Origin of the sequence: Amycolatopsis cynarae, assembly GCF_026802195.1 — a bacterium.
In the GTDB taxonomy this organism is placed as follows: Bacteria; Actinomycetota; Actinomycetes; order Mycobacteriales; family Pseudonocardiaceae; genus Amycolatopsis_E; species Amycolatopsis_E rhizosphaerae.
Genome location: NZ_CP113836.1, coordinates 432,620 through 454,370, shown reverse-complemented (window position 1 = coordinate 454,370; position 21,751 = coordinate 432,620). Strand labels below are relative to the sequence as shown.

Genomic DNA, 21,751 nt, shown 5'->3' with positions numbered 1-21,751 from the left:
CGCGGTGAAGCGAGCCCGCGTCGCGGGCGAGGCGGCCCGCCTGATCCGGTTCGGCCTGGTCGGGGTGGCCAACACCGTGATCTACTACGGGCTGTACCTGCTGGGCCACCTGGTGCTGCCGTACCTGCTCGCGCACGTGATCGCCTTCGCACTGGCAACCGCGGGCTCGTTCCTGCTCAACTGCTACTTCACCTTCCGCATCCGGCCCACCCTGCGGAAGTTCCTGCTGTTCCCGCTGTCCAGCCTGACCAACTTCGTGCTCACCTCCGTCGGCCTGTACGCGCTGGTGGGGCTGTGGCATCTGGACGAGCGCATCGCGCCCCTGCTGGCGGCCGCCGTCGCGGTCCCGGTGACCTTCCTGGTGGCCCAGGTGATCCTGGTGCCACGCACGGATCAGGGCCGGACCTGATGGCGGCGCCCTCGACGGCGGCCGGGGCCGCCGGAGATTCCGAAAGACGGCGGGCCGCTACCACCTCCAGCCCCCAGCGCCGCGGCAGGGGAGTGCTCACCGCGGCGGTCGTGTGCGTGACGGTGGCCGTGCTCGCCCAGTTACCGCTGGTCGGCAACCGCGTCTTCTACTACTGGGACGACAGTTCCTCCCAGTTCCTGCCCATGTGGTACCGGCTGGGCCAGGACCTCGCGCACGGCCACTGGCCACCCCTGCTCGCGCCCGAATCGTGGATGGGCGGCAACATCGCCGCGGAGGCGCTGTTCGGCACGTACAACCCGGTCAACCTGGCCAACTACCTGCTCACCGCCGCATTGCCGGACCTCGCGGTCGCCGCGGCGCTGATCAAGACCGAGTTCCTCGTGCTGCTCGCCCTGGGCACCTACCTGCTGTGCCGGGAGTACGGCGCGCTGCGCCACGCGTCGGCGGCCATGGCGATCGCGCTGCCCTTCGCCGGAATGACGCTGTACTTCGACGCGAGTGCCTGGGCGGCGGGCCTGATGGCCTTCACCTACACCCCGTACGTGTGGTGGGCGGTGCGCCGTGCCGCGTCGGGACGGCTCAACCCGTTGTGGGCGTTCCTGATCGGCGCGCTCGCGGTGACCTGCGGCAATCCGTACGGGCTGCTGGGCGTAGGCGTGGTGGTCATCGCCCTGCTGGCCGAGTTCGCGGTGCGGCGCCAGTGGCCGGCCTGGCGGCTGACCCTCGTCCTCGGCGTGCTGATCGGCCTGGTCGCGCCGCTGGTGTACCTCCCGCTGCTCGGCACCGCCCCGGTCACCTGGCGGGAGATCGGCACCGTCAACAGCGGGTTCCTCACCCTCAGCGCGTCGGATGTGCTGGGCTCCAGCAGTCCGACGTTGCTGCCCCCGACGCGGATCTTCACCGGCTTCGGCACCGCCGTCCCGGCCGCGTACTTCGCCTGGTTCACGCTGCCGCTCCTGCCCTGGCTGGACTTCCGGGTGCTGAAGCCGCGGTTGCGCCTGCTCACCGGCGCCTTCGTGGTGGCTGGGGTGTACCTGCTGCTGACACTGGGGCCGTCCAACCTGTGGATGTTCCGCTGGCCGTTCAGGCTCGCCGAGTACTGCTACCTGGGCTTCGCGGTGCCGCTGGCGATCCTGCTTTCGACCCGGTTGCTGACCACGCACTTCCGGGTGCGGGCCGCGGGTTCGGCCGCGATCCTGCTGGCAGGTGCGTACCTCGCGTGGGCGGCGTCCCCGCAACGCTGGGCCGCGCATCTCGGCGCACTCTGCCTGGTCGCCGCGCTGACCGCCGCCGCGCTGTGGGCGCACGAGCGCGGCCGGAACCACTTCACCGGCGCGCTCGCCGCCGGGACCGCGGCGGTGCTGGGCCTGCAACTGGGCCTGTTCCCGGCGAACGTCAACCTGACACAGTTCCGGTTCCCCCATTCCGTGCAGGATCTGAAGAGCCGCTTCGCGGGCCGGTACACCGGGGAAACCTTCCAGATCGCGTCCATCGACGTCGCCAGGGACACCGTGGGCCTGCACCCGGGCGGCGCCTGGCGGGATTTCCTGTTCGGCAACGCCTACCTCCCCGCCGGGGTCGACTCGGTCGTCTCCTACAGCGGCATGGGATTCAAGGACTTCTCCGACACGTTCTGCTTCAACAACTCGGGCTCGGCCTGCCCGGACGCCTATTCGGCGCTGTGGCGGCCGACCGGTTTCGGGGAAGCGTCGCTGGCCGACCTGATGCGGGTCGAGACGGTGGTCGTGCAGGACGCCCTCGTGCCCGGGGTGAGCGCGCGGCCGGGCTGGCACGTCGCCGAAAAGGACGGCGTCGCCACGGTGCTGCGGCGGGACCACCCGGTCCCGTGGCCCGCGGGACGGCTGGGCTGGGCCTCGCCGGACCTGCTGGTGCTCACCGACCGGTCCGGCGGCAGGCAGGAGACGCTCAGCGTCACCAGCCGCGGCGACGGGCCGCGTCAGCTGGTGTTCGCCCGGCTGGCCTGGCCCGGCTACCGCGCCGAACTCAACGGGAAGGAACTGCCGGTGACGACCGGCCCCGCCGGACTGGTCGTGGTGCGGCTTCCGGCGGGCAGTCCGGGCGGGCAGGTCACCCTGCACTGGACTCCGCCCGGCCTGCTGACCGGGTTCGTCTTCGCCGCGGTGGGCGCGCTCGGTGCCCTCCTGCTGGGGGCGTGGTCCGCCGGGCTGCTCTTCCGCCGCCGCGAGGACTGAAAGTCCGGTTTCACGGTGAGGTGCGCCCCGGCTGGTGCGCGGCGTCGAAACCGAGGCGTGCCGACTCGATGTGCGGGAGGTGGCGTTCCGTCCAACGGCAGATCACCGAAACCGCCTCCAGCAGCTCTCGCCCGGGCTCGTGAGCGCGTGTCCTCCGCCGAAGTCCCCCGGATGGCGGCCGGTCAACGACATCGCGGGCGTGGTCGTACGGGCCGCCGCGGACGGCGGCAGCCCCGCGGCGGGCGTCCGGGTAGCCGGTTACCTGCCGGACGGCGGTGGACGGGCGGAATACGCCGCCGTGGCCACCGATCGCCTCTCCGCTCTCTCGTCCGAAGTGGACTTCGCCGCCGCGGCGGCGGGCACCGAGGTCACCGAACGGCGACTGCGCGGCAAGGCCGTCTTCCTCGTCGACGATATGTCCTCTTAGGACAGGGATTCAGGCCGCCTGCGGGATCCCGGCCTCCGTCTACCAGGGGTAGAGCGTCGCTCCAGTGGCCAGGACGAGACCGGCCCCGATCGTCAGTACCGCGACCCTCTCGCGCCGGAACGACCAGAACACGATCATCGCCACCCCGGCGGCGGCGAGCGCCACGGTGAAAAGCGCGTTCCGGTACCAACCCCATTTCACGGCGGCGAAAGCGAGCGCGAACACCCCCAGCGCGACCAGGGCGAAGACCAGTTCACCGAAGAGTTCCCACAGGAAGCGGTACATACCGCCGAGCAGAGCAGCGAAACCGCCACCCGTGGCCCCAAGGACCCGCCTCGTCCGGTGGCGTTCGGCCTCCCGGCGCGCGTCGCGAACCGCGAGACGCGCCTTCCGGACCGCGTCGCCCGTATCCCGTCCCCGCATTCACAACACCGACTTACGGAGCATCGACCATTCCAAAGTAGTGGACCATAAGCACCAATCATACCGAAAATTATCGGACGGCAATGCTCCGGTTACGTGAATTTTTCCGTGCGGCTATCCACCGGGCAGTAACTTGCCCTACGGTCTGTCCAGGCATCGCCCGGCGAAATAGCCACCACCCCATTCACGAGGAGGTCGCCGAATATGTATCACCCCGCTCACAAAATCGTGCACACCCTGTTTCGCGTCGTGGTCGGTTTTCTGTTCGCCTGCCATGGTGCGGCCTCACTGTTCGGCGTGCTCGGCGGGGCGCAGGGAACGCACGGCGGGACGGTGCCGGTCGGCTCGTGGCCGGGTTGGTGGGCCGCCCTGATCCAGCTGGTGGGCGGCGTACTGGTGGCTTTGGGGCTCGGCACCAGGGTCGCCGCGCTGATCAGCTCGGGATCGATGGCTTACGCCTATTTCTCGGTGCACCAGGCGGCCGCCCTGCTGCCGATCGAGAACAAGGGGGAACCCGCGGCGCTGTACGCCTGGGCATTCCTATTGATCGTGGCCGTCGGGCCGGGCCCGTGGGCTCTGGACCGCTTGCTCTTCCGCACCCGGAGCGCCACCCGCGAGCAGCGGTCCGAAACCCCGGTCGCGGCCGCGTAAAAGTTCCGATTCCGCCACGAACCGGATATTTCCGCGGCGTGGCCGGGAAATGTCCGAATCCCGTTACGCGGGCTTGGCCACCCGCATCCAGAGATGCCATGGCAGGTGGTGAGCCGAACCGTCGGGGCGGGTCGCGATCGGCTCGCGGACGGTTTCGATCAGGAGACCCGCCTTTTCCAAAGCCGCCGTGTAGTGGCTGAGCGGATGGTAATAGCCGGTGAACACCATCGTCTTTCCGTTCCGCTCAGCCCGTTCCACCATCCGGCGGCTGTGGAAGTATTCGCGGTCCACCACGAAAACCAGGCCCTCCCCCTCCCCGAGGGTCCTCCCGGTGTTCGCCGGATGGAGCACCGCGAGCACGAGTCTGCCGCCGGGGGCGAGGACCCGGCCCGCCTCGCGGACGGCGCCGGGCAGATCGTCCACGTCCATCAGGCTGTTGTAGGCGATGGCCAGATCGAACGCGGCATCGGGGAACGGGAGATCCGCGGCATCGGCCATCCGGTAGTCCCCCTGGGGATCGGCCTTCCTCGCGGCATCGATCAGCGTCGGGGAAGCGTCGACGCCGGTGACCCGGTGACCGCGCTCGGCGAGATCACGGGCAACCCGCCCCTCGCCGCAGCCGAGGTCCAGCGTGACCCGCCCCGGCGCCGGGACCAGGTCGAAGAACTCGTTGCGGTAGCGCCAGTACGAATCCAGGCCGGGTTCCCGCGCCCAGGCGATCCACTGTTCCGCGTGGTCTTCCCACGCCTGGCCCGTCTCGGTGATCGCGTCGCTCATGGAGCGACCGTAACGCCGACCGCGCTCACCGACGAGCGGTTATCGCCCTTGGCGGCGTTCACCCCAGTAGCGGCTGGTATCGCACGCATGAACGCGACATGATCGATTTCACCGGCAGGGAGGTCGCGTTGTCAGGCGTCGTGAACACCTTCGTCGACATACTCGTGTTCGGCGGGCTCGGTTTCCTCGGCGTGGCGGCGTTTTCGCTGCGCAACACCGCCCCGCCGAAGACGCCGCCGTTCGCCCGCCCCCGGTCCACCAGTTCCGACAGCGGGCTCCGCGGGGACAACAACGCCGTCTTCCTCACCGATCGCGGTTTCCTGTTCCGCAAGCGGTGGTTCTTCACCGCCACCGGGTGCCCGCCCGTCCGGCTGCGCCGTGAAGAGGTGGACCGCATCCAGGCGTCGCAGTGGCAGGAACCCGTGCAGGTCACGACGTTCCGGCCGCGGACGTGGTGGATGTTCGAGGGCAACTTCTACTGGGAAGCCGCCGGGTACACCGCCCGGGACGTGCTGGCCCTCGTCCGGGACCGGGAACGGCGCCGGCGCACCAGGCTGGAGCGGGCACACACCGCGCTCAATATCGAGCAGCAGCCCCGGAAACGACGGCAGCACATTCCGAAGGAGGTGCGCCGCCTGGTTTTCGAACGGGACGGCGGCCGCTGCGCCGAATGCGGCACGAACTTCGACCTGCAGTACGACCACATCCTCCCGGTGGCCCGCGGCGGCGCGACGTCCCTGGAGAACCTGCAGCTCCTGTGCGGCGACTGCAACCGCGCCAAGGGCGCCACGCTGTGAAGGGAACCCTCTCCCCGCGACCCGTCCGCCGTTCCTATGCCGCGGAGAGTTCGAACCGCTGAAACAGGGCCAGCGGGAACCGGCCGACGGGCACGAGTGTCCGCGTCACCCGCCGGTGCTGCCGCGCGGCCGAGGACCGGACGCGCCCGCCGGGAACCCATCGGATGTCGTAGATCCACAGCAGCGCCTCGGGACGGGCGATGCGGGCCAGGGAGGCGACGACTCCTTCGACATCGGTCCAGTGGTGCAGGCTCGCGGTGGACACCACGAGGCCGACGGAACCGTCCGGGAGCGAGAGGTCGGCGAGATCGGCCACGCTGAACTCGATGCGCTCGGCGAGTCCTTCCCGCACGGCGCGCCGCCTCGCGACCTCGATCATGCCCGGCTCCAGGTCGATGCCGTGCACGCTGAGGTCGGGGCGACGGGTGGCGATCTCCACGGCCAGCTTTCCGCTGCCGCATCCCGCGTCGAGCACCACGGCCCCTTCGGGTGCGGCCGCGGCGACGTCGTCGGCGACCCGCCGGTACACGGGTTCGAACACCCTGCCCGCGTGCCGGTCGTAGGACTCCCCGTTCGCGAAGTGGTGACGCTGCATCAACTCGTTCAGTGCCTTCAGCATGAGCACTCCTACAATCGTTGACGGTAGCAACTGTCATCGATGCTAGTCGCAACAGTTGCCAATATCAACCATGGAGGTGCGATGCCGAGTTCCGATCCCGAGTTGCTGGAGCCCTTGCTCACGAAGGTGATGCGGCTGGCCGCGGTGCACGGCGACGCGCCGGCCGAGGTCACCCCCGGGGTTGCGCTGACCACGACCGAAGGCGTGCTGCTAGTGGAACTCCTGGCGATCGGCGAGGCGACGCAGCAACAACTGGCCGACCGGCTGAGCCTCGACAAGAGCCGGGTCAGCCGGTTGTGCCTGGCCCTGGAGCGCAAAAAGGTCATCACACGCGAGCGGGACGAGCGCAACCGGCGCAACCTCGTCGTCAGGATCACCGAACTCGGAGAACAGGCGGCGACCCGGCTGCGCCGGACCTGGCGGGACCACCACGAGCGCATGCTCGCCGCCATGAGCGCGGAGGAACGGAACGGACTCCTGCTCGGTCTCCGCGCGATCATCAGGGAGTTCGGCACCCCGCACAGGCACGGAGATCACCACGACTGAGAACGCCCTCAGACCCCGGGCTCTAGCGTGGCCGCCATGACCACGGGAAACCCCACTGTGCCAGGGTTTGTCAACGTCGTCGTGCGGGCCTTGCTGCGCACGCCGGCGCACCGCCTACTCAGCAGGAACACGATGCTGCTGTCGTTCGCCGGGCGGAAGACGGGAAAGGTCTACACCATTCCGGTGAGCTACTTTCGTGAGGGAGAGATCATCACCTGTTACACCGACAGCGGTTGGTGGAAGAACCTTCGCGGGGGCGCGCCCGTGTCCGTGAGCATCGCCGGGCGGCGGTTCCGCGGGGTCGGTGAGGTGGTGACGCAGGAGCATCAGGCCGCGGTGGAAAGCCTGCGAACCTTCCTGGCCAAAACACCCCGCGACGCCAAGTACCACGGCGTGACGCTGGCGCCGAACGGCGATCCCGACGCCGGGGACCTCGACCGCGCCGCCCGCGCGAGCACGATGATCCGGATCCGCCTCAGCCCGGAGTGATGGTCACGGTGGCCGTGACGCCGAGCCCGCAGCAGGATCCTGGTCGCGCCGCGTCAAGGGCCAGTCGATGGTCTCAAGCCGGTTGGACGACTTGATGGCCTCGATGAGAGTGCCGGTGCCACTGACCTTCGTGGCGGAGAGATCCCAGTCGGTCCACACGAACCAGGAACGGTCACGGGGCCAGAAGTTGGTCGGCGAGGACGGGTAGGTACCGCCCCGGTTCTCGATCAGGTCGCCGACAGCCGCGAGGGGACCTTCCCAGACGTGCGGTGTGTCGAAGTCGCCCGCGGCCAGCGCGCAGTAGAAGACGACGCACCTCGTGTCGCGACCGCGCGATGAGTGCTCGGCCAACACCGCGACCAGCGCCTCGAGACTGGCTTCGTCGAGCGAACCCTCGGCAGGGGGCTCGAAACTCAGCGGCCAGCTGCGGTGGGGGAACCAGCGGTAGGACGGCGGGAATGCCTGGTCTGGCGGACACGGTCCATCGCCCCAGCCGAGGTGGTCTCGCCACAGCAGTCGCCTCCACGGCGCGCCGGGGCGCACGGTGAACCCGAGCGGCATGCCCGTGACCGTGGATACCTCGTCAAGGTTGACCTGCCCGATGATCGCCGGAGAAGCCTCACCGGAGGCGAGCCTTCTCCGGTAATGATCGTGGTGACTGCCGAGACCGTCCAGGCCGCTGTTGTGGTACATCGCGTGCAGGACCCACGTCGACGCGTGCCACCCCTGCTGGTCATAGCCGGTCACAGCCCCGATGCCGTCGCGGTCGGCCAGCCACCGCACCTCACCCGCGGGGTCCACCACTCGGCGCATCGACACGGCAACCATCTTCGCTGGTCCAGGCGCGCTGCTCTACTGGATTACCGCTCACCCGTGCCACTTGTCCTGCCGAGTTCGACCTGCAGGAGCCGGGGAGACATCGCAAAACCGCCACGGGAGTATGCCGAAACCGCTCGCGTGCTGGAGTGAACCGTCAGTCGCTCCAATCGCAATTCACGCGCGACTTTCACGATCGCGTCTATCAGCCGACTTCCGAGGCCTGCGTCCCGGTGCTCCGGCAGCACGTAAACGCACTGAACGTCGCCTGACGCACGTTCAAGGGCGTGCGGCGTCGGCACTCGGTGGACAATCGCCAGCCAGGCCATGCCGATGACCACGTTGCCGCGAACCATGACCAGGCAACGGTGTGAGGACTTGTGCGTCTGTGCCCAGCCCACAAACCGGCGCACGAACTCCTCCTGCCCGGTGCCGGGTGTGTTCCGATCTTCCAGCACCCACCGCCACCGAAGCTCGGCAACCGCACCCAACTCGTCTTCCCTGGCAGGTCGAACAGCGATGTCGTCCACGCTTTCATCTTGGCCTGGACCAACCATGCGCAAACGCGGCCGGTACTGCCAGACTCGACGGCATGCGCCTTGATCAGCGGCTGATCGACGCCGCGATCGAACTGCTCGACCTTCGCTGGCCCGTGGCCGAATACGCGGTGGCGGCCGCCGCGTACCTCGACAACGGCGAGATCCTGACCAGTGTCGGCCTGGACAACATCAACGCCGCCGCGACGCTGTGCGCGGAGACCGGCAACATCTGCCGGGCGTACACGCTGAACAGGCCCATCACGGCAACGGTGTGCGTCGGCAGGGGAGGCGACGGCCGGATCGGTTTCCTTGCCCCTTGCGGCATTTGCCAGGAGCGGCTCGCGCTCTGGGGACCGGGGGTCCAGGCCGCCGTCGCCGATCCCGGCCGGGAATGCGGCTGGGGCGTGCGCACCCTTGACGAGCTCAACCCCGTCTACTGGGCCACGCAGTTCACCAATGGCGACTGGCCGTCGCTTGCGGAGCACCGCTGACCCGCCCGATGGCGCTCAGTCCGGGCGCCTGCGCTGGGCGACGGTGAGCCGGGCCGCCTCCACGACGGCTTCGAGCCGTCGGCTGTGTGCGCCCCGCCAGTACACCCGGCCGCAGGTCCGGCAGCGGGCGAATTCCTGGTACATGCGGCGGGTTCCGGGCAGCAGCCGGTGCGCCACCTCCGCCTTCTGCACCGGCGCCAGTTCCCCGTTGCAGGCGGTACACCGGGTCCAGGGAGCCAGCGACGGCGCGAACCGGTCCAGCACGTCGCGCAACTGGTCGTCCGAGTGGGCACCTCGCACGTAGGCGCCTCGCCACAGGACGTGTCGCCGCAGCAGCCCCCGGTCCTGGGTGAGCAGTACCCGCCGCTCGTCGTTCGCCCGCTCGATCAGCGTGTCGTCGTCGAGATCGTTGGCGTAGGCGGTGTCGATGCCGACGAGGCGCAGTTTCCGTGCCAGCGCACCGAGATGCACGTCGAGGACGAAGCGCGGCGCGGGTATCGGCTCGGGGCGGGACACGGCCGCCACGGTGATCACGTCGCCTGCCGAGGGGCGGTTCGACGGGGACCTGGCCCGGCCGCCGACCAGGATGGGCCCCACCTCGGGCAGCGGGATGCCCAGCGACTCGATCACCTGTCCCAGTGAGGACGTGCCGTCGAAGGAGACCCGCACCCGCTCGCGCCGCCGCCGCGCCGCGAGAAACGGCCTCAGCTCCGTCGCAACGTGCACTTCCAGCTCGGCGGCACCCACCCGTCCAGCATGCCTCAGCCCAGCCGGTCGCTTGCCTGGGAGTATTTGGGCCAGGTTGGGGCGGGCCTGCCCGGTTACGATCGGGGTGTGGCGGAAAGCAAAGGGCTGGGCTCAATGCTCCGCGTGTGGCGGGACAGCACCACCCCGGAGGCCGCCGGGATCAGCCGAGGGGGCCGACGGCGAGTTCCGGGATTGAGACGCGAGGAACTGGGGCTGTTGGCGGGGGTGTCGGCCGACTACATCAGACGTCTTGAGCAGGGGCATGGGCGCCCGTCGCGGGAGGTGCTGGAAGCGCTTGCCCGTGCGCTGCGGTTGAGCCGCGAGGACTACGAGTATTTCTGTGTGCTCGCGGGGTATTCACCGGTGGGCGACGGTTCCGTACCGCAGCACGTCGGTCCCGGCGCACAGCGCCTGCTCGGTCGCCTGACTGACATACCGATATGCGTCTGCGACGCCGCGTGGACGGTCATCCTGTGGAACGGGGCCTGGGCGTCGGTGATGGGCTGCGGCCCGGCACCCGGTCCGGGACGAGACCGCAATGTGGCCTGGCGCCTCTTCGCCGGCGTGCCTGGCGCGTTCTTCCGTACCTCAGGGCAAACGGCCCGATTCGAGGCCACGGTCGTCGCCGACCTGCGGACGGCGGTCGCGAAGTATCCGGCGGACGCCGGTTTGAGCAGTCTCGTGGCCGATCTGACCGCGTGCAGCCGACGTTTCCGTTCCCTGTGGGTGAATGGCGACACCACGAGTGTCCGCGGGGAACAGGTGGTCTTGCGGCATCGCGATGTGGGAGAAATCGGCGTCGACCTCGACACGATGGCTTTCGACGACGGTGACCTGCGGTTCATCTTCTTCACCGCGGCCCCTGGAACGGCTGACGCGATTCGCCTCGCCGCGGCAGGCGCGCAGCGACCGCCGGTCTGAACGGCGCCCGGCCCGTACCGGAACCTCCGGTCCTCCGGCGATCTGTCACACCGTTTTTCTCATGACCAAGGAGCAATGATCAAACATGTCGACCATCACCCAGGGACGTCACGCGCCGCACCCCGCGGAAGCCGAACTGGTTGAGCGGGCCGAGGCAATCGTGCCGACGCTGTCGGCTCACGCGCTGGAGGCGGAGAGCACGTACCGGCTGGCGCCCGCTTCCGTCGCCGCGGTTCGCGAAGCCGGCCTGTTCGCGCTCACCGTTCCTCGCGATGCCGGTGGGTTCGAGGCCGACCTGCGCACGCTGGCGCGGGTGGGCATCGCCTTGGGGAGCGGATGTCCGTCGACGGCCTGGGTGACGTCGTTGTCGGCCTTCTCCAAGAGGTCGGTCGGCGCGTCAGTGCGGGATGACGCCCGGGCAGCCTATTTTTCCGATCCTCACGCCCTCGTGTGTGCCAGTTCGGTCGCCGCGGGACACGGGGAAGAGGTCGCGGGCGGCCTCCGGCTGTCGGGGCGCTGGCACATGGCTTCCGGGTGTGAGGACGCGGAGTGGGCCTTCCTGCTTGTGCCGGTGCTTCGCGACGGCGCACCGGCCGGGGTGGGGTCGGCGCTCGTGCGGATCTCCGAACTCGCCATCGAACACTCCTGGCGAGGCGCGGGACTCGCGGGCACGGGAAGCCACACGCTCGTCGCCGACGGGCTTGTGGTCTCCTCCGGCTTCGTCCGGCCACCGGCCAACGGACGAATCACACCGCCGCCGGCGGTCGTCATCGGCGCGGTGGTGGCACACCTCGCCCCGATGATCGGCGCGGCGAGGGGTGCACTCGCCGTCGCCGGTGACCTGTTCGCCGGCAGCTATGTGCCTTCTCAGACCACCTACCGGCGGCTCACGGATTCACCTCTGGCCCGGCACCTCTATGGGCAGGCCGCCCACCTCGTCGACACCGCCGTCGGCCGGATACTGGATGTCGCCGGAGAACTCGACGCCATGGACCCCACCGATTCCGTGTCCGTGCGAGAACGTTCACGGCTGCGTATGCACCTGGTATCCGCCGCCCGGGAATGCCGCCAGGCGAGCGAATACCTGCTCGACGCGCACGGCGCGAGCGGTTTTGCCGCCGACAACCCACTGCAGCGCTTCTGGCGGGACCTGGCGGTCGGCACCCGGTATCACGGCCTCAACTCCTACGTCACGGAAGAGGACTACGACCGGGTCCTGCTCGGGCTCGAACCCCCGGTTTCCCTGGCGTTGTGACCGCGGTCGTGATCGGCGGACCGCCACCGCCCGGTGCACCGATGTCCCAGTGCCTGACCTGCGGTTCAGTGCCCCCGACGGGATTCGAACCCGCACTGAATCGATTTTCAGGCGATCTCATGTGTCCCTTGCCGACACCTTCGGATACCTATCGCCAACTGCTCAGATAGCGAATGCAAACGTCCGGCCACCCTGGTCAGTTGTCATCACTTGGCAGCAATTTTGGGGCAAAAGTGGGGCAGTTGATCTCGCGTCGGCCCGTCACCCGAACCACGTCACCTTCAGTCACGTCGCCCCGGGTCCTGGTCCTCGACTGTGTGGAACTGTCAGTGCCACCCAGTAACGTCTGTCGCCGTGAGCATGCGTGAGGTCACACGGGAGGCCATCCTCGCCGCCATCGACGAGCACGACCAGGACCCGGCAGCCTTCGAGCGCCACGGCTTTGGTCCCGCACGGACCTACATGTTGGTGCACGAGGGGCGCGAGTACGACTCGAAGGCAATCGTTGGGGTGGCTCACGGCTACCTTCCCGACAGAGAAGCGCTCCGCCCGGCGGAATTCTCTGGCGGCGAGGCCACGGTCGTCGCGCTTCTCCGATCTCACGGTTTCGAGGTTCGTTCAGGTGGCAGGGCCATCTGGCTGGAGGCGGAACTCGTGCTCGCGTGCGACCTCGTTGCCCGTAACAACTGGCAGGGCATCCGAGCGCACGACCAACGAGCCATCGAGTTGTCCCACCTCCTACAGAAGCTCCCCCTACATCCACCCGAGTCCCGCGGACCAGTCTTTCGCAACCCCAACAGCGTGCAGCGCAAAACTTTCGACATCGCAACCCAGCACCCCGACTACCACGGGAAGCCGACCCGGGGCGGAAAGCTCGACAGGGAAGTCCTGAAAGCCTTCCTCGAACGCCCTGAAGAGATGCACGCCCAAGCTGCGGCGATCCGCGCGAGCATCGCGGCCGGCGAACTCGACGAGCTGCCTGCGGTCCCCGACATCGACGAAGAGGAAGCCGCTGCCGAGGGGCGCGTCCTCGTCCTTCGACACCTACGCCGTGAGCGCGACCCAAAGCTGCGGGCCAAGAAGATCAACAAGGTACTGGCTCAACGAGGCTGCCTTGAGTGTGAGGTCTGCGGCTTCGACTTCGAACGCACGTACGGCGGCCGGGGCACAAGGTACGCAGAAGTTCACCACGTCACGCCGCTACATGTGAGCGGGCAGACTGAGACCCGCCTCGTCGATCTCGCGGTGTTGTGCGCCAATTGCCACCGCATGATCCACCGGGGCGGTCTATGGCTGACTCCATCCGAGCTACGAGCCGTCGTCGAGGAACAGCGGGCCCGGACGCAATAGTTACGGATTTGCCGACGTTTGCTGAGCTGCAGCCCGCAAGGCCGCCAAGAGTGGTAACGAGTGGTTACGTTCTGTAGGTGAAGTATGCCTCTTCTCTCCGAAGGCCTGACCGGGAGTGATCGCTCGACTAGCCCTCGAAGGCGGAGCGTGAGGTCTCACGGTACCGTTGCAGACCTGTACGACCTGGAACTGATGTTTCAAACCGCCGTCGTCGTTGCTCCAAACGAGTGATGTCTACCACGGTTTCATCCAGACGTGACCTGCGACCCGTGTACTTGATAGACGAGGTGTGGAAGGTTGGTTGTTGAAGAGAGGGGGCCAGATGGAGAGCGACACAATATGCGACGTGGCCGTGGTCGAGCTCGACGCTGGGCAAGGTGCTCGACTCTTTGACAAGATTGCTCGTGACGAGATGGGGATCTCCGGCGACGAGTTCCTGCGACGCTGGGACGCTGGAGAGTGGGACGACGTCGACTACGACACGATCCCCGGCCTGATCGAGGTCCGCGACTCGCTCCCGTTTGTTCGGTAATCTCCCTATGTGCCAGGCCGGAATGCCCACGAGGCTGTCAGGCGGTTCATTGAGCCGCTAGCGCGCGCTATCTCTGTACTCGATGGTTACTCAACGGTAACCGTAAGCAAGCGCTCGGGTTTTCGTGTAGGTGAAGAGCTCGCCTGGGTGTTGAACGAGGGTGACGGTCTTCACCTACGCGGCGTAGGGACGTACTACGCCGGCATGGGCTTCAAAGTGGTTGAAGCAGACCCGAAGATCCATGACGAAAAGTACAGGGTGACTACTCTGCGCTACCGTTACAAGCTTCAAGGCGAAGACGGGCAAGACATGTGGCGGGTGCATTGGCACCCTGATGGGAACAGCTCGTTTCGCGAGCCTCACATCCATCTGCGACCTCAACTTAGTCTTCACTTCCAGACACCGCGCATTACGCTCGAGCAGACGATCCAGTGGTGCATTGAACTGGGGGCGCCACTTGCCTGTGAGCACGAAGAAGCCAAGCGGCGACTCGCCGAGACTTCTTGGGTTCATGTCCTGCATCGGTCCTGGTCTGAGAGCCCTCGGGAGCGTGAAGGGGCTGCTCCGCCCCACGTGCCGTAGGTGGAGCGTCTTGCGAACTGTCCTGCAATAACGCGCATGAGTTGATCTTTAAAGGTGACCACACCAGAGGGGCCTCCCTCGTGGTTCCCCTGCCCGTCACCTGCGCTGCGTGACACAGGATCAAGGCCCCGTCCAGGGCGCGACGCGTACATTTCACCCTGGACGGGGCCTTGATCCTGTGTCTCCCTATGCAGGGGACGGGTAGGGGAACCACGAGGCAACGGACCCTCCTACGCAGCGCAACGGGCCCAACGCAGCACGATCCGTTGGCGACTCATGGCCTCCCCCTGCTCGGAGCGCCCGCCCGGCGAGGGCATGTTCTTTCTTCCTTTTGCGGCGGCTGCGGGGTCGCCCGGCCTGTGTCGAACCGCCGCGCGGGACCGGCGCCAGCCGCACGCCCGCGCCTGGCGGTTCGACAGACAGAGGGCCGGATCAGCGGCCCCGCAGGGGCCGCCTTGAACAAGTAAGGAAACTCTGAACACGTGCTCCGGATCTGACCGGTCAGCAGTTCACAAGCTCGGGCTTCTGGTTGAGGAGCTGGGCCCGGGGTGAAGTGAAAATTGCGTATTGCTCGGCGGCATCCGGGCTGAAGAGCGCAAGACGGTGGCAGTTCTGGAAGGCCAGTCGGACGCCAAAGTGTCGCTCAACCGCGCCACGCATCGCGTCACTGCCAACGAGACGGAGAAGCTGCCCGCGCGCCTCTTCGGTTGGCGGCTCCTCCTGGTTGTCTGCGAACGGGCCCCCGTTGGCCTTGAGACTGTCGGCCACTGAGGTCACGACCGACCAGGCGTAGGGCAGCGAGTCCTGGATGCACTGGATGAAGTCTGCGTCGGTCACGTCGCCAGCTTCGGCCTTGGCCTGGAGATCTGCCGGAACCTTGAGAGACATGCTCCTCCTCAAATTGAACATGATTGCCATGTCCATTCATGTCACATCCAGGCTGCCAGCGGTAGACATGTCGCCCGACAGGAGGATGCAAGGTTCGGCGATGTCACAGAGCGTGCCCGCGAGAGGTCGGCTAATCGACGGGAAGAGGGTCAACCTTGGTGACGTACTCCAGCTTGTACTGGTTCGCCGCGAGCAAGATGTCCGCAGTCTCGATCGGCGTGTCGCCGTGATAGCTCGTCCGCACGATCACAACCACAGGGATGCCTGGCCGCAAGTCGAGGACATCAGCCTCGGACGGGCGCGGCATCCGAGCATGCAGCCTTTCAACGACGGCAGTCGGACGCATGCCAATGGCGGTGAATCGATCGACAATGCCGGCCGCCATATGAGGTCCCTCTTCGGGCTTCTCGATCGGCGTACCACGTGTGATCGCCAGCGGCTCATATGAGCTGACCGTCATCATTGGCTCGTCGTTCGCATAAGACACGTAGTCGGTCCGCATCACCTCGTCACCAACCGCGATCTTCAACCGGTGAGCAACTTCGAGCCCCGCGCGTTCCGGCTTCGTCTCGTGGCTGTACCGCGGCACGCGCTCCGTTGCTAGCGCTTCCTCCGCAAAGGGCGCCCCCGGGTCCGAGCGGTAGTGAAGCGACGCCCGCCGGATAAGCGGGTCATACAGACGGACAGTCGCACGGCCTCCCTGCACCCGGTCGATTAGCCCTTCGGATTCGAGGAGATCGAGCGCCCGGCGTACAACGATCCGGGACGCCCCGAAGGTCTCGACAAGCTCTTCCTGCGTTGGCAGCTTGGCCCCTGGCGCAAGCGTGCGAGCAAGGATCTGGTCTCGAAGAGCTGCGGCGATGCGCTCGTACATGTGCTCTGAGCTGCGGTCTTCCATGATCAACAACTTTCTTCAAAACTTGGCATGCCAAGTGCTTGCGCTTGCCGTCATCTGCGGTTAGAGTTGGCATACCAACTCAACATGGCATACCAAGTTGAGGTTGGCATACCAAGCCTAACAGGAGGAGCACGCCAGATGCGCAACATCCCCGTCAACCTCGGTGGCTACCGGCTTCGGATCGCGGAGGCCCCGACGATGAAGACCCGTAAGGACAAGGACGGCCGCGAGGAGATCGTGACCGTGGACGGCGTGACCCGCTATGTCGTGTCGCTGTTCGTGAAGTCGGACGGCGCGAAGGGTGAGGAAATCCGGGTGACCTTGGAGACTGACCCGGGCGAGGGGTTCGAGGAGGGGCAGTTGGTCGAACTGATCGACGCCCGCGTGTCGCCCTACTCGTTCCGCAACGACCGGGGCGAGACCGTGTCCGGGATGGCGTTCGCCGCAATGGGCCTCAAGCCCGCCGCCTGATCGGACCGAGTGTCCGGGAGCCCTTCCCAGTTTCGGCTGGCGGCCCGTTTTCGAGTCGGGCAAGGGCGCTTTCTGTTCATTGAGAATTACAGAGTGAGCCTAGCTATGCCCAAAAACGCCGTGTTTTCGCGCTTTTGTGGTGGCGCGCCTTGATCTCCGGCCGTGTTTTCCGGAGGTCTTGGGGTTCTACCACAAACAGGAAATGAGGTGTTGTTGTGAGCGATCAGAAGTACTTGCACGTGGAATTGTCGGTCGCGTGTGACGACCTGGCGGCCTTCGCTGCGCGGCTGAACTGGCTTGCGGCGGCATATCGCGAGTCCGGTCACGAGGTGGCTTTGTCCCGGGTCCGTCACGCCGCACGGATGCTGGCCAGCACCGCAGGTGAGTTGTGGTCCGCAAAGCAGATCGAGGAGACATGGAAGGCCGACGAGTAATGCGCGACCTGTGGATCGACATCGAGCATGACGGGGAGGATTCGGGTGATCAGTCGTCGAAGTCTGAATGAAATCGCCGAATCGTACGACCAGGCATACGAGGTGCTGAACCGGGTCGCTGCCGACCTGGAAGACACCTCGGTCATGATTTCCGCCGCCGGGGAGGAGTTCACCCGGCTTTCGTCCGACGTGATCGACCGGCTGAACGAGGTCATCGCACGAATCGGCTCAGTGCGCACGAGGCTGGGGCAGGTGAACCCGGACGATGGCCAGTGAAACGAATGTGGTAACCAGGCGTGTCCGCGCTGATCTGGTGGACGCCTATACCGAGGCGTTGAAGCTGGTCCGGAAAGCGGAAATGGTCCTGGCGGATGCGTCACCGCTGGTGAATTCGGCCGGCGGCTGGTTTGTCGTGAAATCCCGGGATCTGCTGGACCGCATGGGGGATTTCCACGTCGATATGCAGGTGATCCGGACGCACGCGAGAGAGTTGAAAACAACATGGTGAACACCGCTACAGCCCGGGACGGCCTGGGCACGTTCGACCCGTATGGACCACACAGGGGGCTGCGATGACCTGCCCGAACGGCCACGGCGACACGTGGATTTCCCCGGCCCGGATCGTGACCTGCCGGGTGTGTGCCGCGCAGTGGCCCATCTGACCGGAGGGAGCGATCAATGTACGGAAGTCACGGCTTGATCGGCACCGGTAACGGTGTCCATTGCGTCGAGTGTGACATGCAGGTCGATGCCGACCCCTACGAGCAGAACTTCTACCCGCCCTTATGCGAGGGAGCGAAATCCGGCGGGTGCCCGGGAAATTACGACGAACTCGTTGAGGCCCGCCGGGGGCATCACATCGTCGGTGACTGTTACGAGTCCAGCGACGGCGCTCGTCGGCAGATTCTTCCCTGCGGGCGCTGTTACCACTGTGGCGAGCACTGGGAGTGAGGCAGATGACTGCACAGCCGGATTTGTTCGGTAATCCGCTCGCCACCGCGGTGGCCAACTCTCGGTCGATTGGCCGGCGGCCGGTGAATGACATGGACTCGGTGGAAAGGGTGCTCGGGGTTGCCGAGAAAGAGGGTTACGTCCTGGTGGGTGTCGCGGAACGGGTGTTCCACAAGGTTGGTCGTTCCGAGATCACGCCCGCCTCCGGGCACGAGGCCGAGGTGGTGCATCAACTGCTGGACGCGAAATGGCTGACGAAAGGAGGGACGCACACCTACAACTGCGGCGGCTACGAGGGGCTCGGCAATTCGGTCCTGGTCCCGAAAAAGACCCGTGAAAAGGCCCGGCTGTGGCGCAACCTGGCGCCGTTGCCGAAGAACAAGTAAAGGAGGCGGCTGATGCCGTCGCAGATGATCAACGAGCAGGCGAAGAAGAAGTACCACGACTTCGAAAACGCCATCGCCACCGCGCGGATGGCGCTGGACGAGCTGACCCAGTACAGCAAGAAGATGCCCGACACAAACGGCGGGCGGTTCGAGGGCTGGCAGATGCCGGGCAAGCACGAGATCGTGACGGCCCTGCGCAAGGCGTCGGCGGATCTGGACGCACTGCGCACCGCGGCCGTGCAGTACAAGGCCGAACTCATCTCCCGCACCTGGCGCGTCTGACCCCCGCCGACGATCCCCATCCCACCTCCTGTGAGCAGGAAGGACAGCAGTGAGTAGCTATCAGTTGGACACCCGGCTTTCCGACGTGGACAAGGCCATGCGCCTGTTGCGGGAGTCGATGCGCGGCATCCCGATCCGCTTCGCCGGGTTCAAGAAGGAACACGACCGGCTGGCGCGTTCGGTGGCCGGCGCCGCGGTGCTCCTGGAGTGCGCGCGGCCCGCGTTCACGAACAAGCAGGGGAAGGGCAAGACCAAGACCCCCTGACCCCGCTCCCTTCGTGACAACCGCATATCGCCAGCTAGCTGGGCCGTGACCCTCTCGACGTTCGCCGCCGGGGGTCACGGCCCTTCCCATACCCCCTGAAACAGCGACTTCGAAAGGCACACGTCATGAGCAGCAACCGCCGTCCCAGCGGGAAGCGCCGGGGCGCTGAGGTACGGGCCGCGTGCTGGCTTGCCCGCCACCCCGGTTTCCTGGCCACCCCCACCACCATCGCGACGAGCGTCGCCGAACTGGGCCCGACCACGACCGGGGGGATCGCCGCCGGCATCCTCGCCGCCGGGGTCGCCTGGCGCCGCATCGACCCCGACAGCTTCCACCACCACGCCGCACCCCGCCTGCGCTCGGTGCGCCGCCGCTGGACCCGCTACCACGGCTACGCCTGGCGCCGAAACCTCGATGCCTGCGACCTGACCGTGCAGGACCGTCGCACCGGGGCGTGGCTGACCCCCCGCGTCGTGCGGGTCTTTTCGCCCACCCCGTCGATCGACGTGATCAAGGTGAAGATGGTCCGCGGCCAGTCGGTGCGCACCTGGCAGGAACAGCAAGAGGCCCTCGCCACGGCCCTCGGGGCCGAAGTGCTCGCGATCGAGCGCACCAAGGCCCGCCTCATCACTATCACCGCCGTTTACGGCAACCCCTTCGCCGACATCGTGCCCGCAGTGGAGATCCCCGACGAGCCCGACGAGGTGGACCTCACCGCGATCGAACTGGGCGACACCGAACACGGCCGCCCCTGGACCGAACCGCTGCTCGGCACGCACTGGCTGATCTCCGGTGCAACCGGGTCCGGCAAGGGCGGGCTGCTGTGGAACCCGCTGCGCGCGATGGGCCCGATGATCCGTGAGGGCCTGGTCCGGATCTGGGCGATCGACCCCAAGGGCGGCATGGAAACCGAACAGGGACGGCCCCTGTTCTACCGCTACGCCACCTCCGCCGACGTCGAGTACGACGAGGACGGCGACGAGATCCGCAACCCGATGCTCGAACTGATCGCGGCGTTCCGCGACGCCATGAAGCAGCGGCAGGAAGAGCTGCGCCGCGAGAGCAAGCGCAAGGTCACCATCTCCCGGGACACCCCGCTGGACGTGCTCATGATCGACGAGCTGGCCATGCTCACCGCCCTCGGTGGCCGGAGCCTGACCGTGCAGGTCAACCGGCTCCTGGCGGAGATCATGACCCAGGGCCGGGCCGCCGGCTACTCCGTGGTGGCCTACCTGCAGGAACCCACCAAGGACATCGTCCCGGTCCGGGACCTGTTCACCGTGCGGATCTGCCTGCGCACCACCTCCGCCTCCTACGTGGACATGGTCCTCGGCGACAACGCCCGCCTGCGCGGTGCGCTGGCCGATGAGATCCCGGTGACCGAGGACTACGCCGGCATCGGCTACCGCGTCGCGGAGAAAAGCCGAGTCCCCATCCGGGTCCGCGCAGGCCACGTCACCGACGACGACATCGCCGAACTCGTCGCCACCTGCACCCCCGACAACGGCACCGGGGGCGTCGTCGTCCCCTTCGCCGCCTGACCCACCCGACCATCCAGAAAGGACCCGACACGCTATGTCCACCGAACTCGCCCCCGTGGCCACCATCTCAGCCCTCGCCACGGCGGCACAGCGCCTGATCCGTATCACCCCGGCCCCGACCCCGTCCTCGGTCACGCTCATCTCGCCCACCCGGACGATCGATCTCCAGCCCGGCTGGACCCCCGACCCGGTCCACAGGCTGGCGGGTCTGCTGGTCTGGACGCACAGCCTCACCGGCCTCACCGGCACCTGGTGGCACACCGAGGACGGGCACCTGTACATCAGCCTTGTTGGCCGCGGCCCGTTCGGGGTCACCGTGAACACCTACAGCAGCATCCCGTTTCGGCTGGTGAAGCGTCTCGTGCGGCTCCCGCAGGGGGAGCGCGAATCGGTCACCCCCGACGAGCTGTACCGGCTGGCGATCGCCCTGCGCGAGCAGACCACGGAGGTGGCGGCATGATCACCCTGCGTTTTCTGTGGTCCTGGATCAAGCTGACCACCCTGGCCGGTATCGCCCTGGTCATCGAGTACGCGGTGATCACCGGCTTTTGGCCCTTCGCCCTCGCCGTCGCGATCACCGGCACCCTGTGGGTGATCGTCACCCTCGGTCTGTGGCACGAGTGGCGCGCCCACGGCGCCGGCTACCGCCACGAGGTCGCCAGCATCACCAGCGATGACCGCCGAAGGAGGCTGTGGTGACCCGCCCCGCCGGTATCGACGCGGAGATCTGGAACGCCGCCGCCGCACTCCTCGAAGAAGACCTGCGGGCCTACCCCGTGCGCTCGCTGGATCAGGTCCGGTTCTGCGGGATCGGGGTGGGCAACACCGCCGTCCACCTCACCGCCGACGAAGTGGTCCTGCAGGTCACCCACACCGCCCGCCCCGACAGCGCCAAGGGGGTTCCCGCGAAACCGGTCGCGGTGTGGGACCTCGCGATGCCCCCCGCGTTCGCCCTCGAACTGGCCGTGACCCTGGCCTCCCACGCCCGCTACCACCTCACCAACCCCAACCCTCGGTAGATCAACACCCA

The 21,751-nt window shown here is 67.1% G+C and carries 31 protein-coding genes; 23 read left to right on the top strand and 8 right to left on the bottom strand.

Annotated elements, in window-relative coordinates; all coding sequences use genetic code 11:
- Window positions 1–4 precede the first annotated feature (4 nt).
- The 3 genes from ORV05_RS02180 (at window position 5) to ORV05_RS02170 (ending at window position 3,070) form a co-directional block, all read left to right on the top strand.
- Entirely contained in the window at window positions 5–409 is a 405-nt protein-coding gene (locus tag ORV05_RS02180) for a GtrA family protein (protein WP_268756779.1), read from the top strand.
- The gene (locus ORV05_RS02175; RefSeq protein WP_268756778.1) at window positions 409–2,643 is read left to right on the top strand and encodes a glycosyltransferase family protein; all 2,235 of its coding nucleotides are present in this window, start codon (window positions 409–411) and stop codon (window positions 2,641–2,643) included. The genes ORV05_RS02180 and ORV05_RS02175 overlap by 1 nt, the downstream gene beginning before the upstream one ends.
- Window positions 2,644–2,782: 139 nt before the next feature.
- Window positions 2,783–3,070 carry an MDR/zinc-dependent alcohol dehydrogenase-like family protein gene (locus tag ORV05_RS02170; protein ID WP_268756777.1) on the top strand — a complete coding sequence of 96 codons (288 nt, stop codon included), beginning with the start codon at window positions 2,783–2,785 and terminating at the stop codon, window positions 3,068–3,070.
- Between the two features lie 39 nt (window positions 3,071–3,109).
- Here the strand turns inward: ORV05_RS02170 and ORV05_RS02165 are convergent, their stop codons facing one another.
- On the bottom strand, window positions 3,110–3,493 hold the full coding sequence (locus ORV05_RS02165; RefSeq protein WP_268756776.1) for a hypothetical protein: 384 nt from the start codon (window positions 3,491–3,493) through the stop codon (window positions 3,110–3,112).
- 204 nt (window positions 3,494–3,697) lie between these two features.
- Here ORV05_RS02165 and ORV05_RS02160 point away from each other — a divergent pair, with 204 nt between their 5' ends.
- Entirely contained in the window at window positions 3,698–4,144 is a 447-nt protein-coding gene (locus tag ORV05_RS02160) for a DoxX family protein (RefSeq protein WP_268756775.1), read from the top strand.
- A 63-nt stretch (window positions 4,145–4,207) separates the two neighbouring features.
- Here the strand turns inward: ORV05_RS02160 and ORV05_RS02155 are convergent, their stop codons facing one another.
- Window positions 4,208–4,921 carry a class I SAM-dependent methyltransferase gene (locus ORV05_RS02155; RefSeq protein ID WP_268756774.1) on the bottom strand — a complete coding sequence of 238 codons (714 nt, stop codon included), beginning with the start codon at window positions 4,919–4,921 and terminating at the stop codon, window positions 4,208–4,210.
- 98 nt (window positions 4,922–5,019) lie between these two features.
- On the opposite strand from ORV05_RS02155, the gene ORV05_RS02150 reads away from it, so the two are divergent.
- On the top strand, window positions 5,020–5,718 hold the full coding sequence (locus tag ORV05_RS02150) for an HNH endonuclease (RefSeq protein WP_268756773.1): 699 nt from the start codon (window positions 5,020–5,022) through the stop codon (window positions 5,716–5,718).
- A gap of 34 nt (window positions 5,719–5,752) precedes the next feature.
- On the opposite strand, the gene ORV05_RS02145 is transcribed toward ORV05_RS02150, so the two are convergent.
- On the bottom strand, window positions 5,753–6,337 hold the full coding sequence (locus ORV05_RS02145) for a class I SAM-dependent methyltransferase (protein WP_268756772.1): 585 nt from the start codon (window positions 6,335–6,337) through the stop codon (window positions 5,753–5,755).
- A gap of 81 nt (window positions 6,338–6,418) precedes the next feature.
- Between ORV05_RS02145 and ORV05_RS02140 the strand changes: the two genes are divergently transcribed.
- Together ORV05_RS02140 and ORV05_RS02135 are read left to right on the top strand one after the other, a co-directional pair.
- Window positions 6,419–6,883 (top strand): MarR family winged helix-turn-helix transcriptional regulator, encoded by a 465-nt coding sequence (locus tag ORV05_RS02140; RefSeq protein WP_268756771.1) that lies wholly within the window; start codon window positions 6,419–6,421, stop codon window positions 6,881–6,883.
- A 36-nt stretch (window positions 6,884–6,919) separates the two neighbouring features.
- Window positions 6,920–7,372, top strand: coding sequence for a nitroreductase/quinone reductase family protein (locus ORV05_RS02135; RefSeq protein WP_268756770.1), 453 nt, complete (start codon window positions 6,920–6,922; stop codon window positions 7,370–7,372).
- Between the two features lie 3 nt (window positions 7,373–7,375).
- Here the strand turns inward: ORV05_RS02135 and ORV05_RS02130 are convergent, their stop codons facing one another.
- Window positions 7,376–8,191, bottom strand: coding sequence for a hypothetical protein (locus ORV05_RS02130; protein WP_268756769.1), 816 nt, complete (start codon window positions 8,189–8,191; stop codon window positions 7,376–7,378).
- A gap of 41 nt (window positions 8,192–8,232) precedes the next feature.
- Window positions 8,233–8,718: a GNAT family N-acetyltransferase gene (locus ORV05_RS02125; RefSeq protein WP_268756768.1), complete on the bottom strand. Its 486-nt coding sequence runs from the start codon at window positions 8,716–8,718 to the stop codon at window positions 8,233–8,235.
- A gap of 62 nt (window positions 8,719–8,780) precedes the next feature.
- Here ORV05_RS02125 and ORV05_RS02120 point away from each other — a divergent pair, with 62 nt between their 5' ends.
- Entirely contained in the window at window positions 8,781–9,218 is a 438-nt protein-coding gene (locus ORV05_RS02120) for a cytidine deaminase (protein ID WP_268756767.1), read from the top strand.
- 15 nt (window positions 9,219–9,233) lie between these two features.
- Here the strand turns inward: ORV05_RS02120 and ORV05_RS02115 are convergent, their stop codons facing one another.
- Window positions 9,234–9,965, bottom strand: coding sequence for a Mut7-C RNAse domain-containing protein (locus ORV05_RS02115; protein WP_268756766.1), 732 nt, complete (start codon window positions 9,963–9,965; stop codon window positions 9,234–9,236).
- A gap of 87 nt (window positions 9,966–10,052) precedes the next feature.
- On the opposite strand from ORV05_RS02115, the gene ORV05_RS02110 reads away from it, so the two are divergent.
- The 4 genes from ORV05_RS02110 to ORV05_RS02095 all read left to right on the top strand — a co-directional run bounded on the left by ORV05_RS02110 (window position 10,053) and on the right by ORV05_RS02095 (window position 14,023).
- On the top strand, window positions 10,053–10,886 hold the full coding sequence (locus tag ORV05_RS02110; RefSeq protein ID WP_268756765.1) for a helix-turn-helix domain-containing protein: 834 nt from the start codon (window positions 10,053–10,055) through the stop codon (window positions 10,884–10,886).
- Between the two features lie 85 nt (window positions 10,887–10,971).
- Window positions 10,972–12,141 carry an acyl-CoA dehydrogenase family protein gene (locus ORV05_RS02105; RefSeq protein ID WP_268756764.1) on the top strand — a complete coding sequence of 390 codons (1,170 nt, stop codon included), beginning with the start codon at window positions 10,972–10,974 and terminating at the stop codon, window positions 12,139–12,141.
- Window positions 12,142–12,501: 360 nt separating this feature from the next.
- Entirely contained in the window at window positions 12,502–13,491 is a 990-nt protein-coding gene (locus ORV05_RS02100; protein ID WP_268760082.1) for an HNH endonuclease, read from the top strand.
- A 346-nt stretch (window positions 13,492–13,837) separates the two neighbouring features.
- Complete coding sequence (locus tag ORV05_RS02095) at window positions 13,838–14,023, top strand: hypothetical protein (protein ID WP_268756763.1); 186 nt, start codon at window positions 13,838–13,840, stop codon at window positions 14,021–14,023.
- A 1,083-nt stretch (window positions 14,024–15,106) separates the two neighbouring features.
- Here ORV05_RS02095 and ORV05_RS02090 read toward each other — a convergent pair.
- Window positions 15,107–15,493: an SCO5389 family protein gene (locus ORV05_RS02090; protein ID WP_268756762.1), complete on the bottom strand. Its 387-nt coding sequence runs from the start codon at window positions 15,491–15,493 to the stop codon at window positions 15,107–15,109.
- 130 nt (window positions 15,494–15,623) lie between these two features.
- A complete protein-coding gene (locus ORV05_RS02085; protein ID WP_268756761.1) occupies window positions 15,624–16,391 on the bottom strand; it encodes a GntR family transcriptional regulator in 768 nt (255 codons plus the stop codon).
- 138 nt (window positions 16,392–16,529) lie between these two features.
- Between ORV05_RS02085 and ORV05_RS02080 the strand changes: the two genes are divergently transcribed.
- The 11 genes from ORV05_RS02080 (at window position 16,530) to ORV05_RS02030 (ending at window position 21,740) form a co-directional block, all read left to right on the top strand.
- Window positions 16,530–16,862 (top strand): hypothetical protein, encoded by a 333-nt coding sequence (locus ORV05_RS02080; RefSeq protein WP_268756760.1) that lies wholly within the window; start codon window positions 16,530–16,532, stop codon window positions 16,860–16,862.
- 215 nt (window positions 16,863–17,077) lie between these two features.
- Window positions 17,078–17,296 carry a hypothetical protein gene (locus ORV05_RS02075; RefSeq protein WP_268756759.1) on the top strand — a complete coding sequence of 73 codons (219 nt, stop codon included), beginning with the start codon at window positions 17,078–17,080 and terminating at the stop codon, window positions 17,294–17,296.
- A 45-nt stretch (window positions 17,297–17,341) separates the two neighbouring features.
- Window positions 17,342–17,572, top strand: coding sequence for a hypothetical protein (locus ORV05_RS02070; RefSeq protein WP_268756758.1), 231 nt, complete (start codon window positions 17,342–17,344; stop codon window positions 17,570–17,572).
- Window positions 17,562–17,804 carry a hypothetical protein gene (locus ORV05_RS02065; RefSeq protein WP_268756757.1) on the top strand — a complete coding sequence of 81 codons (243 nt, stop codon included), beginning with the start codon at window positions 17,562–17,564 and terminating at the stop codon, window positions 17,802–17,804. The genes ORV05_RS02070 and ORV05_RS02065 overlap by 11 nt, the downstream gene beginning before the upstream one ends.
- 448 nt (window positions 17,805–18,252) lie before the next feature.
- Window positions 18,253–18,633: a hypothetical protein gene (locus tag ORV05_RS02060; RefSeq protein WP_268756756.1), complete on the top strand. Its 381-nt coding sequence runs from the start codon at window positions 18,253–18,255 to the stop codon at window positions 18,631–18,633.
- Between the two features lie 12 nt (window positions 18,634–18,645).
- Entirely contained in the window at window positions 18,646–18,915 is a 270-nt protein-coding gene (locus ORV05_RS02055; RefSeq protein WP_268756755.1) for a hypothetical protein, read from the top strand.
- A 49-nt stretch (window positions 18,916–18,964) separates the two neighbouring features.
- Window positions 18,965–19,180, top strand: a complete 216-nt coding sequence (locus tag ORV05_RS02050; RefSeq protein ID WP_268756754.1) for a hypothetical protein — start codon at window positions 18,965–18,967, stop codon at window positions 19,178–19,180.
- A gap of 125 nt (window positions 19,181–19,305) precedes the next feature.
- Window positions 19,306–20,721, top strand: coding sequence for a type IV secretory system conjugative DNA transfer family protein (locus ORV05_RS02045; RefSeq protein ID WP_268756753.1), 1,416 nt, complete (start codon window positions 19,306–19,308; stop codon window positions 20,719–20,721).
- 34 nt (window positions 20,722–20,755) lie between these two features.
- Entirely contained in the window at window positions 20,756–21,181 is a 426-nt protein-coding gene (locus ORV05_RS02040) for a hypothetical protein (protein ID WP_268756752.1), read from the top strand.
- Window positions 21,178–21,420, top strand: a complete 243-nt coding sequence (locus ORV05_RS02035) for a hypothetical protein (RefSeq protein WP_268756751.1) — start codon at window positions 21,178–21,180, stop codon at window positions 21,418–21,420. The genes ORV05_RS02040 and ORV05_RS02035 overlap by 4 nt, the downstream gene beginning before the upstream one ends.
- Complete coding sequence (locus tag ORV05_RS02030) at window positions 21,417–21,740, top strand: hypothetical protein (protein WP_268756750.1); 324 nt, start codon at window positions 21,417–21,419, stop codon at window positions 21,738–21,740. Before ORV05_RS02035 ends, ORV05_RS02030 begins: the two co-directional genes overlap by 4 nt.
- Window positions 21,741–21,751: the final 11 nt, after the last annotated feature.

What these genes read in the sequence shown, in the direction of transcription:
- ORV05_RS02175 (WP_268756778.1), top strand. Translation starts at nt 409, where the DNA reads ATGGCGGCGCCCTCGACGGCGGCCGGGGCCGCCGGAGATTCCGAAAGA.
- ORV05_RS02165 (WP_268756776.1), bottom strand. Translation starts at nt 3,493, where the DNA reads ATGCGGGGACGGGATACGGGCGACGCGGTCCGGAAGGCGCGTCTCGCG.
- ORV05_RS02160 (WP_268756775.1), top strand. Translation starts at nt 3,698, where the DNA reads ATGTATCACCCCGCTCACAAAATCGTGCACACCCTGTTTCGCGTCGTG.
- ORV05_RS02155 (WP_268756774.1), bottom strand. Translation starts at nt 4,921, where the DNA reads ATGAGCGACGCGATCACCGAGACGGGCCAGGCGTGGGAAGACCACGCG.
- ORV05_RS02150 (WP_268756773.1), top strand. Translation starts at nt 5,020, where the DNA reads ATGATCGATTTCACCGGCAGGGAGGTCGCGTTGTCAGGCGTCGTGAAC.
- ORV05_RS02145 (WP_268756772.1), bottom strand. Translation starts at nt 6,337, where the DNA reads ATGCTGAAGGCACTGAACGAGTTGATGCAGCGTCACCACTTCGCGAAC.
- ORV05_RS02140 (WP_268756771.1), top strand. Translation starts at nt 6,419, where the DNA reads ATGCCGAGTTCCGATCCCGAGTTGCTGGAGCCCTTGCTCACGAAGGTG.
- ORV05_RS02135 (WP_268756770.1), top strand. Translation starts at nt 6,920, where the DNA reads ATGACCACGGGAAACCCCACTGTGCCAGGGTTTGTCAACGTCGTCGTG.
- ORV05_RS02120 (WP_268756767.1), top strand. Translation starts at nt 8,781, where the DNA reads ATGCGCCTTGATCAGCGGCTGATCGACGCCGCGATCGAACTGCTCGAC.
- ORV05_RS02105 (WP_268756764.1), top strand. Translation starts at nt 10,972, where the DNA reads ATGTCGACCATCACCCAGGGACGTCACGCGCCGCACCCCGCGGAAGCC.
- ORV05_RS02100 (WP_268760082.1), top strand. Translation starts at nt 12,502, where the DNA reads ATGCGTGAGGTCACACGGGAGGCCATCCTCGCCGCCATCGACGAGCAC.
- ORV05_RS02090 (WP_268756762.1), bottom strand. Translation starts at nt 15,493, where the DNA reads ATGTCTCTCAAGGTTCCGGCAGATCTCCAGGCCAAGGCCGAAGCTGGC.
- ORV05_RS02085 (WP_268756761.1), bottom strand. Translation starts at nt 16,391, where the DNA reads ATGGAAGACCGCAGCTCAGAGCACATGTACGAGCGCATCGCCGCAGCT.
- ORV05_RS02080 (WP_268756760.1), top strand. Translation starts at nt 16,530, where the DNA reads ATGCGCAACATCCCCGTCAACCTCGGTGGCTACCGGCTTCGGATCGCG.
- ORV05_RS02065 (WP_268756757.1), top strand. Translation starts at nt 17,562, where the DNA reads ATGGCCAGTGAAACGAATGTGGTAACCAGGCGTGTCCGCGCTGATCTG.
- ORV05_RS02060 (WP_268756756.1), top strand. Translation starts at nt 18,253, where the DNA reads ATGACTGCACAGCCGGATTTGTTCGGTAATCCGCTCGCCACCGCGGTG.
- ORV05_RS02055 (WP_268756755.1), top strand. Translation starts at nt 18,646, where the DNA reads ATGCCGTCGCAGATGATCAACGAGCAGGCGAAGAAGAAGTACCACGAC.
- ORV05_RS02045 (WP_268756753.1), top strand. Translation starts at nt 19,306, where the DNA reads ATGAGCAGCAACCGCCGTCCCAGCGGGAAGCGCCGGGGCGCTGAGGTA.
- ORV05_RS02040 (WP_268756752.1), top strand. Translation starts at nt 20,756, where the DNA reads ATGTCCACCGAACTCGCCCCCGTGGCCACCATCTCAGCCCTCGCCACG.
- ORV05_RS02035 (WP_268756751.1), top strand. Translation starts at nt 21,178, where the DNA reads ATGATCACCCTGCGTTTTCTGTGGTCCTGGATCAAGCTGACCACCCTG.